This is a genomic window from Tatumella sp. JGM94 (genome assembly GCF_018257595.1).
In the GTDB taxonomy this organism is placed as follows: Bacteria; Pseudomonadota; Gammaproteobacteria; order Enterobacterales; family Enterobacteriaceae; genus Tatumella; species Tatumella punctata.
Genome location: NZ_JAERJN010000021.1, coordinates 44,907 through 61,674, shown reverse-complemented (window position 1 = coordinate 61,674; position 16,768 = coordinate 44,907). Strand labels below are relative to the sequence as shown.

The 16,768-nt window shown below is 51.7% G+C and carries 17 protein-coding genes; 3 read left to right on the top strand and 14 right to left on the bottom strand.

The window, feature by feature from the left end:
* Nucleotides 1-204: 204 nt before the first annotated feature.
* From JK216_RS14290 to JK216_RS14275, 4 genes are all read right to left on the bottom strand, one after another.
* Nucleotides 205-840, bottom strand: a complete 636-nt coding sequence (locus JK216_RS14290) for a DUF421 domain-containing protein (protein WP_212709559.1) — start codon at nucleotides 838-840, stop codon at nucleotides 205-207.
* A gap of 9 nt (nucleotides 841-849) precedes the next feature.
* Complete coding sequence (locus JK216_RS14285) at nucleotides 850-1,293, bottom strand: DUF3290 domain-containing protein (protein ID WP_212711854.1); 444 nt, start codon at nucleotides 1,291-1,293, stop codon at nucleotides 850-852.
* 170 nt (nucleotides 1,294-1,463) lie between these two features.
* On the bottom strand, nucleotides 1,464-1,808 hold the full coding sequence (gene yajD / locus JK216_RS14280; protein WP_212709561.1) for a YajD family HNH nuclease: 345 nt from the start codon (nucleotides 1,806-1,808) through the stop codon (nucleotides 1,464-1,466).
* 184 nt (nucleotides 1,809-1,992) lie between these two features.
* On the bottom strand, nucleotides 1,993-3,540 hold the full coding sequence (locus JK216_RS14275) for a peptide MFS transporter (RefSeq protein WP_212711023.1): 1,548 nt from the start codon (nucleotides 3,538-3,540) through the stop codon (nucleotides 1,993-1,995).
* A 347-nt stretch (nucleotides 3,541-3,887) separates the two neighbouring features.
* Between JK216_RS14275 and JK216_RS14270 the strand changes: the two genes are divergently transcribed.
* Complete coding sequence (locus JK216_RS14270; RefSeq protein ID WP_212711024.1) at nucleotides 3,888-5,084, top strand: multidrug effflux MFS transporter; 1,197 nt, start codon at nucleotides 3,888-3,890, stop codon at nucleotides 5,082-5,084.
* Nucleotides 5,085-5,225: 141 nt separating this feature from the next.
* Nucleotides 5,226-6,077 carry an aldo/keto reductase gene (locus JK216_RS14265; protein WP_212711855.1) on the top strand — a complete coding sequence of 284 codons (852 nt, stop codon included), beginning with the start codon at nucleotides 5,226-5,228 and terminating at the stop codon, nucleotides 6,075-6,077.
* Nucleotides 6,078-6,177: 100 nt separating this feature from the next.
* Here the strand turns inward: JK216_RS14265 and JK216_RS14260 are convergent, their stop codons facing one another.
* A complete protein-coding gene (locus tag JK216_RS14260) occupies nucleotides 6,178-7,071 on the bottom strand; it encodes a LysR family transcriptional regulator (protein ID WP_212711856.1) in 894 nt (297 codons plus the stop codon).
* A gap of 185 nt (nucleotides 7,072-7,256) precedes the next feature.
* Between JK216_RS14260 and JK216_RS14255 the strand changes: the two genes are divergently transcribed.
* Entirely contained in the window at nucleotides 7,257-7,607 is a 351-nt protein-coding gene (locus JK216_RS14255; protein WP_212709566.1) for a DUF3147 family protein, read from the top strand.
* A 100-nt stretch (nucleotides 7,608-7,707) separates the two neighbouring features.
* On the opposite strand, the gene JK216_RS14250 is transcribed toward JK216_RS14255, so the two are convergent.
* The 9 genes from JK216_RS14250 to JK216_RS14210 all read right to left on the bottom strand — a co-directional run bounded on the left by JK216_RS14250 (nucleotide 7,708) and on the right by JK216_RS14210 (nucleotide 16,657).
* Nucleotides 7,708-9,303 carry a rhodanese homology domain-containing protein gene (locus JK216_RS14250; RefSeq protein WP_212711857.1) on the bottom strand — a complete coding sequence of 532 codons (1,596 nt, stop codon included), beginning with the start codon at nucleotides 9,301-9,303 and terminating at the stop codon, nucleotides 7,708-7,710.
* Nucleotides 9,296-9,898: a cysteine dioxygenase gene (locus JK216_RS14245; protein ID WP_212709568.1), complete on the bottom strand. Its 603-nt coding sequence runs from the start codon at nucleotides 9,896-9,898 to the stop codon at nucleotides 9,296-9,298. Before JK216_RS14245 ends, JK216_RS14250 begins: the two co-directional genes overlap by 8 nt.
* A complete protein-coding gene (ssuB, locus tag JK216_RS14240) occupies nucleotides 9,895-10,671 on the bottom strand; it encodes an aliphatic sulfonates ABC transporter ATP-binding protein (RefSeq protein ID WP_212709569.1) in 777 nt (258 codons plus the stop codon). Before ssuB ends, JK216_RS14245 begins: the two co-directional genes overlap by 4 nt.
* Nucleotides 10,668-11,459: an aliphatic sulfonate ABC transporter permease SsuC gene (gene ssuC, locus JK216_RS14235; RefSeq protein WP_249213208.1), complete on the bottom strand. Its 792-nt coding sequence runs from the start codon at nucleotides 11,457-11,459 to the stop codon at nucleotides 10,668-10,670. The genes ssuB and ssuC overlap by 4 nt, the downstream gene beginning before the upstream one ends.
* 53 nt (nucleotides 11,460-11,512) lie before the next feature.
* Nucleotides 11,513-12,496: an ABC transporter substrate-binding protein gene (locus tag JK216_RS14230; protein ID WP_212711858.1), complete on the bottom strand. Its 984-nt coding sequence runs from the start codon at nucleotides 12,494-12,496 to the stop codon at nucleotides 11,513-11,515.
* A complete protein-coding gene (locus JK216_RS14225; protein WP_212709572.1) occupies nucleotides 12,493-13,479 on the bottom strand; it encodes an ABC transporter substrate-binding protein in 987 nt (328 codons plus the stop codon). Before JK216_RS14225 ends, JK216_RS14230 begins: the two co-directional genes overlap by 4 nt.
* Nucleotides 13,479-14,564 (bottom strand): LLM class flavin-dependent oxidoreductase, encoded by a 1,086-nt coding sequence (locus tag JK216_RS14220; protein ID WP_212711859.1) that lies wholly within the window; start codon nucleotides 14,562-14,564, stop codon nucleotides 13,479-13,481. The genes JK216_RS14225 and JK216_RS14220 overlap by 1 nt, the downstream gene beginning before the upstream one ends.
* A 296-nt stretch (nucleotides 14,565-14,860) precedes the next feature.
* Entirely contained in the window at nucleotides 14,861-15,601 is a 741-nt protein-coding gene (locus JK216_RS14215) for an SDR family oxidoreductase (RefSeq protein WP_212709574.1), read from the bottom strand.
* A gap of 201 nt (nucleotides 15,602-15,802) precedes the next feature.
* Complete coding sequence (locus JK216_RS14210; protein ID WP_212709575.1) at nucleotides 15,803-16,657, bottom strand: N-acetylmuramoyl-L-alanine amidase; 855 nt, start codon at nucleotides 16,655-16,657, stop codon at nucleotides 15,803-15,805.
* Nucleotides 16,658-16,768: the final 111 nt, after the last annotated feature.

Sequence of the window (16,768 nt, the reverse complement as noted above, 5' to 3'; positions counted from 1 at the left end):
AAGGTAATGCCCCGGGCACGGATTGTTAAGGCCCGCGCCCCCGGGCCTTAACCCGTCCGCCGCAGTGCGGCTGCTGAAACTCCATCACTGATGGCGGAAGGAAGATGCACAGAGCCAGATATTTACACGGGGAACCGCTATTCAGAGGTAAAAGGTAATGCCCCGGGCACGGATTGTTAAGGCCCACGCCACCGGGCCTTAACGTTAGCGATTATATCCATAAAGATTCAGTTGCCCGGACAGATATTCCCCGAGATAGACTTCACTGATTTTATTAAACCCTTGTTCAGCAATCCGTGCTTCTAACCATTCTCTGTCCTTATTTATTATTTCAAGCACATCATGGTTTGCCATACCATCAACAATAATCGGATAACGAATATTTTCATCACCGGCCTGGATAATAGTCAGTTGTCCGTTCTGTTCAAGAACCACCCTTTTAAGTTGTCCTATTTCATAAATCCCGTTCGATCTCAGTTTAAACATCAGGTCATTAGCTGAAATACCGTTCATCAGACATTCTTTAACATCAACTTTGCCGTTATAGACCAGATTAATCGGCTTACCGTCTACAATACGCTTAACATAGTGATTATTTTCTTTTAAAAACTTAACGACCAATACCAGCAGAGTCCAGATAATAAGCACCAGGAAAAACTGTAAAACAGTGATCGATTCATTATATATCACACCGCCGATAATTCCGCCCAGTACGTAGTTTTGTACCTGGTCCATCGCAGAAGAAGGTGCCAGGTTGCCTTTCCCCATCAGGTTAATCTGTACGATCAGACAGATAATACCTAACCCCAGCTTGATAATAATTGGTGTATAAACCGGCATTATGTCTCCTTACTTGATAATATTAACCGTGGGATTAGTTAACCAGGTTTCCGTCAGGCTATAAGAATTAAGGTCAGCATTCAGATTTACACGATAATATTTATTATCTATTTTTATTATTACCCCGTCTGACAACTGAACAGAATCAGAAAAAACATCATTCACACTGACATTTTTCTCTTTAGCTAATAACCGGACCAGGTTAACCATTTGTGAAGACTGGGAGTGTATATTTTCACTGTTTGTATAATCGGCATACTGCACACCGGAAATAAAAATAAGAAATAAAAAAGCAATAATAGTCAGGTCACGATATTTTGTTTGTAACCGATGACGCATATACAGAATGAAAACAACAATCAAAACAGACAATGTACTGAAAATAAGCAGATATTTTAAGTAATCACTCAGAGCAGACTGTGCCTGCAAATACTCTATCCCGTAAAAATTCATGTAAGCCCTGTCCCCGCGTATTTAGCATCGCCAATGGCAAAAATTATAGCAAATTACCGGTCGGGCAGCCCTGCCCTCCCTCTGCCGTTCTGCTGCGTATTACTGCCTCAGAAAAACAGCGATTGATTGGCTCCGGCAGAGGTCTCCGTTCCCTCTGCCTGTAACGGAGATCACTTCTTATTAAGCAATGCCTTCAGATCAGCAAACGGATTATGGGTCGCCGCGGCAATGTCTTTTTGTGCATCTTCTCCGGCAACCACCGTGGTCCCATAGAGATCAGCTTCGGTGTACTTTGAGTGTTCATGATCATGACAATACAGACACAATAACTCCCAGTTACTGCCATCTTCCGGGTTATTGGTATGATCGTGGTCAATATGGTGAACTGTCAGTTCACGCAGATTGGAATAGACAAACTCCCGGGTACAACGTCCGCACACCCAGGGGTATATTTTCAGTGCTTTTTCGCGATAACCATTTTCCAGCCGCGCGTAGTTTTTAGGAATAAAAGCCATTACAGAATCACCGGTGATAAAAATGTCAGGATAATCTGCCAATATAGCCTATAACCGAAAGCAGGGTAAAATTAAACAACACACGGAATGATCCTGCGGGTATTACACAGGCGATATTCTGTTCTGCCACCACTCACGGCCATGGCCGGTGTGGCGTAAATATCCGCTACACCGGCTGAATAACTCACCTCATTTCACCTGAAACCGGAGGCTGACGATAACTCTGCAGCATACGGCGGACGGGAATAATCAGTAAAGCCAGCACCACCGCGCAGATCACTAAGGCCAGTGAACAGCGCGCAAACAAGTCCGGCAGGCTTTCCAGCTGATCAGCCCGGACCTGGCCACCAATCAGGCCGGCAGCCAGATTTCCCAGCGCACTGGCACAGAACCACAGCCCCATCACCTGCCCGCGTAACTTATCCGGTGCCAGCAGAGTCATAGTCGCCAGCCCGACCGGACTCAGGCACAGCTCACCCAGTGTCAGCAACAAAATACTGCCCGTCAGCCACCACGGCGAGACGCCGGCCCCGCCACTACTGATCACCTGTTGTGCCGCCAGAATCATCAGTCCGAACCCGCCGGCCGCAAACAGAATACCGGTAATAAATTTGGTCAGGCTGTCCGGACGAAAGTGACTTCTGGCCAGTACTGGCCATAACCAGCTGAAAACCGGGGCAAGCAGGATAATAAATAATGCATTCAGTGACTGAAACCAGACCGCGGGGATAGTGAAATCACCCAGCTGTCGCTGAGTATAGTCATTTGCAAATAAATTAAATGATGTCGGTTTCTGTTCAAAGGCAGACCAGAAAAAGGCCGCGGCGATCAGCAAGATAAAGCAAACCACCAGCCTGCTGCGTTCATTTTTATTCAGCCCGGCAAAGAAAAACATCCGGACAAAAAAAGCCACAACCGCGAAAGCGATAAGGTACACCAACACACTGGCTACGGATACAGGGTTTATCTGTAATGTTCCCTGAATCATTAATCCGGCGACCACCACCAGCAGCAGGCCAGCCACAGCCAGCCAGCGTCCAATCCCGGGCCGGACACACACCGGACGATCCCACACCGAATCCAGCCCCGTTTGCCGGTCATAACGTTTCATGGAGGGTACCGCAAACACACGGAAGATCACCAATGCCACCAGCATACCCAGCCCGCCGATACCAAATCCCCAGTGCCAGCCATAGGAAGTCAGCAGCCAGCCAGAAATCAGCGGTGCAATAAAAGACCCGATATTTATTCCCATATAAAACAATGAGAAACCACCGTCACGGCGCTCATCCCCGGCTTTATACAGGGTACCGACCATTACGGAAATACAGGTCTTAAACAGCCCTGATCCCAGCACAATCAGCAGCAGGCCGCTAAAGAACAGGCGGTTTCCCGCGAATGCAGATAATGCAATCGATAAATGCCCCAGCGCAATCAGCACTGAGCCGTACCAGACTGCTTTCTGCTGGCCCAGCCAGTTATCGGCCAGCCAGCCTCCCGGCAGTGCCGCCAGATACATACTGCCGGCGAAAATACCGACAATCGCCGACGCATGTTCACGTGCCATGCCCATACCGCCGTCATACACAGTGGCAGCCATAAACAGGATCAAGAGTGGCCGGATACCGTAGAACGAAAACCGTTCCCACATTTCCGTAAAAAACAGAGGGCCCAGCGGATACGGGTGACCAAAGAAACCGCGGGGTCCGGAGGTATTTTCAGAAGAATGCATAATGTCTCCCAGTAAAAACTACCGCAAGTCAGGCAGATAGCGAGTATCAGCAGAGGGGCGCGACGTTTCTGCTGCCCTGTACACCGGATTTATTCACCTCTTTGATAACCGGAAAGTTTTTTTTATGGAAGATAAAGCCTTTTTATTAGTGATAAATTCGAAGCTGTTCACAGTTTGTAATTATGGTTATTGAAAAATCCCGACATTTACCGGTAGCAGAGATTATCTGCATACCGCGGTCAGTTTATTTATGAGACACACTCATAACGTTTATCCACCGGACAGGGATTATCGGTAACTGATAACCGGTTACTATAAGGTTACCCATTCTATTCTGGCGGAAAGTAATGCTTAAAACCCGGCCACACTCCGGTAAAACCACCGGGGTGTCATTTGTTATTATCCTGAGTGCACTGATGGCGGTCACTTCGTTATCTACTGATATTTATTTACCCGCGATGCCGGTCATGAGCAAAGAGTTGCTGGGTAATGCAGAGCTTACAGTGACCGGGTTTCTGACCGGCTTCTGTCTCGCCCAGCTGATTTGGGGCCCGATCAGTGATCGCTATGGCCGCCGTCGTCCCCTGTTTATTGGCCTGATTTTATTCATTATTGGTTCTGCCGGCTGTGCATTATCCTCAGATATGCTGCAGATCGTAATGTGGCGGATTTTTCAGGCATTCGGTGCATGTACCGGGCCGATGCTCGCCAGGGCAATGATCCGTGATCTGTTCAGCCGGACCCGTGCCGCACAGATGCTATCGACTCTGATGATTATTATGGCGATTGCACCAATTGCCGGGCCGTTAATCGGCGGTCAGATGATTAAAATAACCAGCTGGCACGCAATATTCTGGTTGCTGGTTATTATCGGGATTCTGCTACTGGCGGCCATAAGTTTCTTACCGGAAACACTGACCAGTGAAAACCGGGTAAGCGTGACACTCAGCGGGGCATTCAGAAACTATTATCAGTTACTGACTAATGCAAACTATATGCGGTTTACCCTGTGTCTGACATTTTATTACGTGGCTGCATATGCTTTTATCACCGGCTCACCCTTTGTCTATATCAGTTATTTCCATATCGACCCGCAATATTATGGCTGGCTGTTTGCGGTCAATATTCTCGGAGTCATGTTACTCAGTATCGTCAACCGCCGGCTGGTACAACACTTCCCGCTGGAGAATCTGCTCAGGGTAGCGGTTACGGTTGCCGCGGCCGCGGCCGGTGTACTGGCCGCAGGTACCGGCGCCGATATCGGTGGTATTGGTCTGATTATCATCTCTGTATTTATATTTTTCGCGATGAATGGTGTTATTGCCGCCACTTCAACAGCCTGTGCGCTGGATGCAGTACCCGGCTTTGCCGGTTCAGCATCGGCGCTGATCGGTGCATTACAGTATGGCAGTGGCATTATCTCTTCGCTATTACTGGCGTTATTCAGTAACGGTACCCCCCGGACGATGGGATGGATTATTGGCTTATTTACGCTGGCCAGCCTGGTGATGGCGCTGACTGCCCGCGCCGGTCAGCAGGAATAATCGCCCGCCAGCGTCCTGCCGTGGCACGGACTGCGGTGGACATTGATGAGCAGGATGACTAAGCCTTAGCTGATTACTGGTCTTTATTTGATAAATACCACGGGTTAAGCTCACAGAACGACACTATCAAAGGAGAGTCTGATGGACACAGTGACACTGAATAACGGTATCGCGATGCCTCTTACGGATTTTGGTGTATTTCAGATGACCGATGCCGCCGAATGTGAACGGGCCGTGCTGGATGCCATAGAAACGGGTTACCGGCTGATTGATACTGCTGCAGCTTACTGTAACGAAACTCAGGTCGGAAATGCGCTAAAACAGAGTGGGATTGCCCGTGACCAGTTGTTTGTCACCACCAAATTATGGCTGCAGGATACTCACTATCAGGGTGCCAAAGCCCAGTTCGAACGATCACTGAATCGTCTGCAGCTGGATTATGTGGATCTCTACCTGATCCATCAGCCCTACGGTGATGTCCACGGTGCGTGGCGGGCAATGGAAGAACTGCAACAGGCAGGAAAAATCCGCGCCATCGGGGTCAGTAATTTCCATCCGGACCGGCTGGCGGATCTGACTGCGTTTAATCAGGTCACACCGGCGGTTAATCAGGTCGAGGTTAATCCGTTTAACCAGCAGTTGCATGCTGTCCCCTGGATGAAAAGCCGTGGTATTGCCCCTCAGGCCTGGGCTCCTTTCGCCGAGGGCCGGAACGGTTTGTTTGAACACCCGCAACTGACCGCCATCGGTAAAAAATACGCCAAAAGTACTGGTCAGGTGATCCTGCGCTGGTTGTATCAGCGTCAGATTGTCTCGCTGGCAAAAACGGTCCGAAAAACGCGTATGGCTGAGAATATTGATATTTTCGACTTCGAACTGAGCGCCGGTGATATACAACAAATCACAGCCATTGATACCGCTACCAGTGCATTCTTCTCTCACCGGGATCCAACCAGAGTAGAGTGGCTGGCAGCCCGTAAGCTTGATGTTTAGCTGCCCCGCCGCTTATCTGCCGCGGGGAAACAGTCTGAGACTCCGGTAACCCGCCAGCGCGGACAGACTCTGTCTGCCTGTACTGGCCCGCCCCTGCCGGTTATTCCGTATCGCGCAGAGCTTCTATCAGCAGAGAAAACGCAGGGGGGTGTTGCTTTCTGCTGGGATAATAGAGGTAATAACCGGAAAATGTCGGGCAGAATGATGCCAGTACCTGAATCAGCTCGCCACTGTCCAGATACTGGCGCACCGTATCTTCCGGGACAAAAGCCAGACCAAACCCCGATAATGCCGCATCTGTTCTTTCATGTAACTGATTGAATGTCAGTTGTCCTTCAACCCTGACCCGTGACGGCTTCCCTTCTGTTTCGAATTCCCAGTGATAGACGCCGCCCGCAGTAGGCAAGCGCATATTAATACAACGATGATTATGCAGATCATTGGGAACCTGCGGAGCCTTGTGCTGAGCAAAATATTGCGGTGAACCCACCACTGCCAGCCGGAAACCGGGACCGATTTTTACTGCGATCATATCTTTCTCGACACTTTCCCCCAGCCGCACACCGCCATCGAACTGCCCGGCGACAATATCCACAAAACCATTATCCACCACCAGATCCAGCTTAATTTCCGGATACTCTTTCAGGAAAGGTTTCAGTTTTGGCCATAACAGTGTACGTGCGGCATGTTCCCCTGCCGATAAACGGATATTTCCTGAGGTAATACCATCCAGCTGTACCAGCGACAACAGTTCCTGTTCCAGATTAGCAATCCCCGGTTCAAGGCAGGCAATAATCCTTTCTCCTGCGTCGGTCGGTGCCACACTACGGGTTGTCCGTGTCAGCAGCCGCAGGTTCAGTCGTGCTTCCAGTGCTTTTATACCATGGCTGAGGGCTGACTGCGAAACACCCAGCTTCGCTGCAGCTTTAGTGAAGCTTCTTTCTCTGGCTACCATCAGAAAGATTTGCAGCTCATTGAAATTTTCTTTCAGCATCGCCCCGTCCCTTCACTGTTACGCTTTTTCTGCCGCAGTGTTTAATCACCCCGGCGCCTGCAACCGGTAATTATACACTTCCGGCAATGTATAAAAAACACAGATGTATTTTTATCGATTCTGGCCGGGTAAGGCATCATTTGCCGTGCGGCGTTCACCGGACAAAAATAAAGGCAGGCAGTGCCATGTTGTGGTTAATCATAAAATATGCCCTGACGGCGGGAATGGTCGTGCTTATTTCGGAAACAGCCAGACGCAGTGACCGGCCGGGCGGATTACTGGCCGTACTGCCATTGGTCACCGTGCCGGTGCTTATCTGGATGAAAGCAGAAGGACAGTGTCAGCAAAAAATAGCCAGCCATGGCTGGTATACTTTTGGGTATGTGGTACCGACATTGCCTATGTTTCTTGTTTTTCCCGGGGCTTATCAGCTGTGGGGCTTCTGGCCCGCACTGCTGATATGCTGTTTATCCACGGTGCTTCTCTTTGCTGGCTGGGCAGCAATATTTCATCGCTTTAATATCCATTTACTGTAACGGTTGCCGGATCCGGGTTCAGGCTGCGGCAACCGACATAGCAGGATGCCTCAGCCATTACCGGAAAAACAGCATGTCCGACAGCCTGCTCTGTCAGAGATTAAATAACCCTGAAACCGTGGGTTGCATCTTTTTCCAGTTGCTCCACCAGCCCGTATTCCCAGTCAAGGTAGGCCTGCATCACCTGCGGCGAAACATCTGTGCCTTCATAAGGACGGCGGTAGCGATCCTCAGGCGTTGATAATAACCGGGTTTCGCCTTCTTCTTCTGCCAGTCCCGCGGCACGCCAGCCACTATTCCCGCCTTCCAGTACCACCACAGGTTTTCCGGTCAGTTGCTGCAATTGATCGACAGCAAACCGGGCCAGCAGACTGCTGCCACAAGTGACAACGTAACGTTCTGCGTCAGGGAATGTCCCCGATGCCAGCAGTGCAGGTATATCGGCCCTCAGCAGCCAGTAAGCTCCCGGAATATGCCCTTTCCGGTAATTAGCACTGGTCGTGAAATCAAGGATCTGCGTCTGACCGGTGGTCAGCCATTGCAGTGCCGTAAGTGGATCAACCTGCGGATGCAACCCCGTCGCCGGTACCGGGGCCCGCCAGTCCCCCTGCTCAGTAAATTCAGTTGCCGGCGCATCGAGTACTGCCACCTGCCAGTTCATCTGAGCCAGCCATGAAGCAGTGATCCAGGCCCTGGCTTGCAGATCATCGGCCAGTACAATCCGTGCGCCACGCACACTGGCATAATGGTCAGTTTCCTGCACCAGCTGGCCACCGGGCACATGGCGGGCACCAGGCAAATGTCCGGCGGCAAATTCTCCGGCACTGCGAATATCAAACAGATATGTGGTTCGGTCGCTCTGGCGCTGCCAGTCATATAACTGCGCCAGAGACACGGATTCCACACCGGCTCGTGCGGCAACCTGTTGCGCCTCCTGAAGTGCCCGTGACAGATTCTCCTCACCCGGTTCGCCATAATGCCGCGACTGACCGTGTTCCAGTGTCTGACCGGCCAGAGTCCAGCCAATGGTGCCGTTGCGCAGTGCTGCCACAGGATTTTTCAGACCGGCGTTTACCAGGGTCTGTGTACCGATAATACTGCGGGTACGCCCTGCACAGTTAATAACTACCCGGGTGTTTTCTGATTGCAGATGATCACGGATACGCAGTAGCAATTCTCCCCCAGGCAGACTGATACTGCCGGGGATATTCATGGTCTGGTATTCATCATAACGGCGGACGTCGAAGACTTTCACATCCGCTCCGCAGGCCAGAAGTTCAGCCACTTCTTCTGCTGCCAGGGATGGTGTATGCCGCTGATACTCCACCAGTTCACCAAAGGCTTTTGACGGAGAATTAACATCAATAAACAGCTGTTCTCCCGCCTGTTTCCATCCTTGCAGACCGTCCTGCAATAAAGCGACATCACTGTAGCCCAGCAGCTGTAATCGCTGCGCAGCCACCTCTGCAAGTCCTTCCCCGTTGTCAAATACTACCAGCGGTGTGCTACGCCGTGGGATACGGGCAAAAACGTCGAGTTCTAATTTTGATAATGGCAGGTTAACCGCAAACAACGGATGCCCGGTGGCATATACCGCCTCTTCCCGTACATCCAGCAGTGCCAGTTCCTGGTTCGCCAGCAATGACTGACGGATATCAGCAGCGCTGCGTAATCTGAAATGATGTTTATCACTCATCAGCGGATAATCCCCATATATTCGGTAAATAACGATTGGCATAACCGGAAATAAACGTTTGTTCACTACCATCCGGCCGGAAGGTTGCCCGCGTGACCTGACCTATATTCGCCCCGTAGACATGAATACTGACCGAGACCCGGTCATTAAAAGCATTACTCACCTGATGGATATCACCTGTCAGCGGTGACAGAATTTCGACCTCTCCCGGGGTGAGCTGTACCGGAGGTTGTGACGGAGTAAGACCATGCTGATCACGGATAAACGACTGTGATATTTCAGCGCCCCGCAACATACCAATCAGCCCCCAGACACGGTGATCATGCACCGGCGTACGCTGGCCCGGTCCCCAGACAAAACTGACCACAGAAAAACGCTGCGCGGAATCCATATGCAGCAGATACTGCTGATAATGCTGCGGATGTGGCTGTGCAAATTCATCATCCAGCCAGTCATCTTCCCTGACCAGCTCAGCCAGCAACGGAGCACTGTGCTGTAAAATTTCCGCTTCATCATGGCGGGGATAACGGTCCAGCAGTGCAGACAATTGCTGAATAAAACCGGCTAACCGCCGGTGATTTTTTATCCTGCTCATACAATATTCCTCAGGGGTTGCTCTGCTGCCGGCGTTTTTGCCGGGACAAGAATATGTTCAAGTACCCCGGCTTCCAGTTCAGCGAGGCGCGGATCGCCGCGGCGTCGGGGACGAGGGACATCTATCGTTAAATCCAGGGTGATTTTTCCTTCATCAATCAGTACCACCCTGTCGGCCAGCGCGACCGCTTCACTGACATCATGGGTGACCAGTACCACAGTAAAACCCTGCTTCTGCCACAGAGACTCAATCAGTGCCTGCATTTCGATGCGGGTCAGAGCATCCAGCGCACCCAGGGGTTCGTCCAGCAGTAACAGGGACGGGCGATGGATCAAGGCGCGGGCCAGAGCGACTCGTTGTTTCTGTCCACCGGACAGGGCCGAAGGCCACTCTCTGGCACGGTGCGCTAAACCGACAGCATCCAGTGCCGCAGCTGCCTGTTCACGCCACTGGCCTTTCAGGCCCAGCCCCACATTATCCAGTACACTTTTCCACGGCAGTAGCCGGGCTTCCTGGAACATTAGCCGGGTATCCTGCTGCCGCTCCTGTAGCGGCCGTCCTTCGCTGAGTAAATTTCCCGCGTCCGCCTGTTCCAAACCCGCCAGTAAGCGCAGGAAAGTACTTTTCCCGCACCCGCTGCGGCCAACCACCGCAATAAACTGACCTGCTCCTGCCTCTAATTCGATACTGTTTAATACGGTTCTGTCAGCATACGTTTTACTGACACGCTGAATACTCAGTGGCGTACCGGATGGCTGATGACTGATAGTCATGATGATTTCCCTCCTGACTGATATGCCGGATTCCAGCGTAACCAGACGCGTTCCAGCAACACCGCGCAGACATCTGCCAGCTTGCCGAGTAATGCATAAAGAATGATTGCCACGACCACTACATCGGTTTGCAGGAATTCACGGGCATTCATCGCCAGATAACCAATGCCGGAATCAGCAGAGATAGTTTCCGCAACGATCAGCGTCAGCCACATCACCCCGAGGGCATAACGAACACCAACCATAATTGAGGGCAGTGCCCCCGGCAGGATCACCTGACGAAACAGACTGAAACCGCTCAGCCCGTAACTGCGGGCCATTTCCAGCAACCCACGGTCGATATTGCGGATCCCGTGATAGGTATTCAGGTAAATCGGAAACAACGTTCCGAGGGCCACCAGGAAAATTTTGGCACTTTCATCAATCCCGAACCACAGGATCACCAGCGGGATCAGTGCCAGGTGAGGAATATTACGCAGCATCTGTATTGAGGTATCCAGCAGCCGCTCGCCGGGGCGTGATAACCCGGTGATCAGCCCTAGTATCAGGCCGACTGACCCGCCGATAGCAAAGCCACTCAGTGCTCTGGCGGTACTGATTGCCAGATTACTCCCCAGTTCCCCACTCAGGGTCATACGCCAGAATGTTTTACCGATAGTGACCGGTGCCGGTAAAACTCTTACCGATAACCAGCCAGCCTGTGCTGCCAGTTGCCATAACACAATCAGTACCACCGGTAATGCCCAGGGCAATAGTGCATGACCTAACCGCTGTCTGCTGAAACGCAATTTACGGGGGCGCTGTACCGCGGATGCCGGCGTGTCCAGTGAGAAAATTGCCATTATTGAACCTCCTGCTGACGGGATGCGTCCGGAGCCTTGCCCCCCGCTGGCCCGCTCAGGGTGAAACTATAATCAAAGGTGGGAGCGACCTGCAAAGCCACGGGTAGCAGCCCGCTCTGATGATAAAAATCAGCCGTCTGCTGTTGCTGTGCCACAGTCTGTGCATCAATCGGCTGCCAGGCCATATGCCGTCGTTCAAACGACAGTTTTACCGCATCCTGTGGGAAGCCAATAATTTTTGACAGCGTCTGGCTGTAACTGTCGGGATGCTGATTTGCCCATTGCTGGGCATCAGACAGACGGTGTAAAAAGTCCTGTAATGCCCGTCGTTTTTCCGGATTTGCCAGAGCACTGTCTGTGGCTACGACAAAAGTATTACCCGACCATAGTCCGCGGCCATTAACCAATACCCGCAGATGATCCTGAGTTTCGGCAAAAGCGGTATACGGCTCCCAGGTTGCCCAGACATCGACTGAGCCACGAATCAATGCCAGTTTTGCATCAGCCGGGTCAAGAAAACGGAACGTTACATCGCGGGCACTAAGCCCTGCCGCAGCCAGTGCTTTCAGCGCCACGAACTGACCAATAGAACCACGGTTAGTCGCAATACTTTTACCTTTTAAACTGGCAGCAGAGGTCAGTGGACTGCCGGCATTGACCAGTAATGCGGTGCCATAAGCATCAGATTTAGCGACAGCTATCGCTTTCACCCGTGCACCGCCTGCTTCAGCAAATAATAACGGGGCATCACCGATAAACCCCGCATCAACCGCGCCGGCATTCAGGGCCTCACCCAGCGGAGCTGCCGCCGGAAATTCAGCCCAGCGCAGGTTATACGGCAGATTCTGTAGTTTCCCTGCTGCTTCCAGTACCGCCCGCATTCCCCCTTTCTGGTCAGCCATTTGCAGGGTTATCTTTTCCGCATTTGCAGTGGTTGTCACACTTATCGCCAGTAGCAGTAGCGCCGGAGTGATCTGTTTCATGGCTGTTCCTTGACGGGGGTGAGGGGGGTGGCCGCAATATTATTGGCCGCAGTCGCCAGGCTGTAGTCGAAGGCATTACTGACATCGACATGCCGTGGCAGGACTTTTTCCTGAAAAAACACATCAGCAGAATGTTGCAGGGCCTGTTGCACCCGCGACGTAAATACTACCGGGGTCACTCTGGCACTGTCTGTCCAGGCTTCTGTCACGCTACGCGGCATATGCAACTCTGTCGCCAGGGCAGCAGAAAATTGCTGTGGGTGTAAAAGCGCCCAGCGCTGTGCGCGGGCCAGCCGTGTCAGTAAATCAGAGATGGCAGCACGTTTATCACTGTGAATAGCATCTTCGCGGGCCAGAACAAATGAATAGCCGCTCATAATGCCTTTTCCCCCGCCATCCGGTACCCGCTGCGCATGATCAAGGATTAGCGCAGAAGAGAGATAAGGTTCCCAGGGGGCCCAGGCATCCACCGAACCGGAAGAAAGTGCCGCCCGTCCGTCAGCAGGGCCAAGGAAACGCAGAGTAACATCGGAAGGTTTCAGTCCCGCCCGTTTCAGTAATCCCAGCACCAGATAATGTCCCCAGCCACCACGATTGACAGCAATACGCTTACCTTTCAATGCTGCCAGCGAATCAATACCGCTGCCGGGACGGGATAACAGTGCGATACTGTCCGGATTGTTTTGCCAGGCACCGACAGCCTTTACCGGTGCTCCGGCAGCATAAACATAGAGGAAGGGTAAATCACCGGTAAAACCCACATCCAGAGCCCCGGCGTTCAGTGCTTCCTGTACAGGAGCCCCGGAATCAAATGAACTGACTTGCAAATGATAAGGCAGATTTTCCAGTTCACCGGAGGCTTTAAGCGCGACCAGCCGGTCACCTTTGACATCACCAAGCCGCAGGGTGACGTTATCGGCTGCCTGTACTAGTGGCGCGGCCAATGCCAATAGCATAATCGCAAGGCGGGTCCTTGTTTTCATCAGACACTCTCCGACAGTACAGGCTCTGCGGCCGCTTTTTCGCGGGTCAGAGGGATCAGCTGCTTGCCGTATTCTGTCGCATCGTTCAGCGGATCGAAGCCACGGATCAGCATATTATCGATACCCAGCCGGTAGTATTCCAGCAGAGCATCTGATACCTGATCAGCGGTGCCCACCAGTGCCGTAGAGTTATATCCTCCGGAAACCAGCCCCGCGATACCGGTCCACAGGCACTTATCCAGCCACTCGCCCTGTTTCGCGGCATCCATTAACCGTTTAGCCCCGGTACTCTGAGGTTTTGGCAACCCGAAATGATGGCCTGACTCCGTCAGCTGTTTTTTCGCCGTCTGATAGATATGGGCTGCTTTTTCTCTGGCTTCGGCTTCTGTGGCACCGATGACTGGCCGGAACGAAATACTAAAGCCGGTTTTCCTCCCGTGGCGGGCAGCACTGGCTCGTACCGCCTCTACCGTGCGGGCTGCACCGGCCAGTGGTTCACCCCATAAAGCAAAAACATCAGCATGTTTACCTGCCACCTCAATAGCTTCCGGTGATGATCCGCCGAAATAGATCGGTAAATGGTCCTGCCGGGGTTTTATTGCCGAAAATGCTGCCTCAGTCCGGTAAAAATCACCGTGATGATCCCACGGTTGCTGCTGCGTCAGCGTCTGTTGCAGAACCCTAAGGAATTCATCCGTACGGGCATAGCGCTGTACTTTCGTCAGGTAGTCCCCGTCACGCCGCTGTTCATAGTCACTGCCGCCACTGATAATATGCACTGCCAGCCGACCGTCCAGTAAATGGTCAAGCGTCGCCAGTTTACGGGCTGCCAGGGTGGGAGAAACAAATCCCGGCCGGTGTGCCAGCAAAAATTTGATCCGTGATGTCTGGCTGCCGGCCAGAGCGGTGACCAGGAAGCCGTCAGGCTGATCGGACCAGTACCCCACCAGGATACGGTCAAAGCCTGCCTGTTCGTGAGCTTGTGCAAAGCTGGTAATATATTTTTTATCAAACAGCGGACCCTGTGCCGGAATAATTTCCGATGCCAGGCGATGTCCGATCATTCCGGTAAACTGAATCCCCATAATTGCCTCTTGTCTGCTACCGTGAGAGTTTCGGCTGATAAGGGGCATCTTATTCACTGCGCTTTAATGAGTGAAATTAATTTTTTAGCTAAGCTAATATAAAAAAAACGCATAATATTAACTGACTTTCTGCGGATAATTGCAGACCCTGCGAATACAGGCTGCGGAACTGCCGGACGGCCCGGGATAAAATGACTGGCGTAACCGGCAACAAAATGAACAGCCGCGCCCCGTCCGGCTGACAGGTAATGCAGGCTGTCGGATATTGCCCTGTGGCTGGCAGAAATTATAAAAATTTAATAATGAATCAGCCCGCCATCCACCGCGTACTGGCTGCCCGTGACGTAGGATGCATCATCGGAAAGCAGAAAAAGCGCTACCGCTGCGGCCTCTTCTGCGGTACCAGCCCTGCCCAGGGGGACCTGACTAACCACAAAGTCTTCAAACTGCTGACGCGATTCTTGCGGCATAAAATGTCTGAAGTTGGTTTCTATCGGGCCCGGTATCAGGGTATTAACCCGGATATGCCGTTCGGCCAGCGCAGATGCCCAGCTTTTAGCCATCGCGATAACCGCTCCCTTTGTGGCAGCATAAAGACTGGTCATCGCTGCGCCTTCATAGACAGAAGACGATGAAGTGACCAGGACAGAGGCTGCGGGGTTAAGTAAGTCAGATAACACAGCAAGCTGCAACATCGGTCCGCGAACGTTAACATTCATCATGCGGCTGAAGGCCTCGGCTGTCACCGCTTCAGGCACACTTACTTCAGCAAAACCCGCATTCAGCCATAAGCCGTCAAGCATCCCCCATCCGCTAATGGCTGTCTGCAGTTCGCTGATATCAGCTTCGCTGCCGGCATCGCTGCTGAGGACAAGTGAGTCTGCTGGCAGAAGGTTACGGGCGTTTTCCAGCCGTTCTGCACTCAGCCCGGTGACAGCCACCTGACCACCTTCACTGATAATGCGCAGAGCACCCGCCAGGCCCATACCGCTGGTACCGCCAGTAATAAGTATTCGTTTCCCCTGAAACCTGCCCATATTTACTCCGTTGTTGTTTTTAGAAAAACCGGTGACCTTATTCAGGATAACCGGCAGTTGTTTTATTGCTCAACGCAGGGTAACAGCCCCGTCACCGGCTATTTCACAGGATTTTGCTGTTTTAAGCACTGAATATATCCGGCATATTCAGCTTAATCAAAGCACAATATCGGATCTGATTGTCTGAAATTCAGTAAAAGGTCAGGCGGAAAAATAGCTTTCTATTCCCCCGGCAATTGCCCGCGCTATATTCATACGGAACTGCGGGGTACCGAGTAAATGCTCCTCCTGCGGGTTGGTAATAAACGAAGTTTCTATCAGAACCGAAGGTATGGACGGGGATTTAAGTACCACAAAAGCGGCCTGCTCCGGATGATAACTGTGCATCGTATGGACGCTGCGGATATGACCAATCATATGACGACATAAATCCAGACTGTTTTTTATATTCTGGTTTTGTACCAAATCGAAAAATACCCGCTGTAACTGGGAGTCTCTGGTCTGTACATTAATATCCGCATAATCATCTGCCGCATTTTCCCGCTGTGACAGATAGCGGGCCATTGTGCTGCTGGCCCCACGGGTCGACAAGGCATATACCGACGCCCCGTGGGCCTGCGGGCTGGTAAAACCGTCGGCATGTATGGACAAAAACATATCCGCATTATGCTGGTGGGCAATATTCACCCGTTCGTAGAGCGGAATAAAGTGATCATCTTCACGTGTCAGCCGTACTTCAATACGTCGATGACGGGCGAATAACCGCTGCAGATTATGGGCAATCTCCAGCACCACGTGTTTCTCTTCTTCACCTTTTTCACCTATTGCACCGGGGTCTTTTCCTCCGTGTCCCGGGTCAATCATCACCAGCTTACGGGAATGTAACTCTGCCGGCTGACGGGACGTGGTGACACTGGCAATCGCAGACTGGCTGCGTACCGGATTCTGTGGTGTAAAAACCAGATTCGCGAATTCTTCTCTGGCCAGTGCCGGAAGACATAACGCCAGGCCGGATAATAAGAAATGGCGACGGGCCAGGGGACAAATTTTTTTCATTACGTTAATCAGTTTCCTGAAGCGGGAGCGGGTAAACAGGCGTATATCCGCCAGTATATCGATGATTCAGGTAACTTTTTTGTTGTTTGTTTTGCAAAATACGTCAGTCAG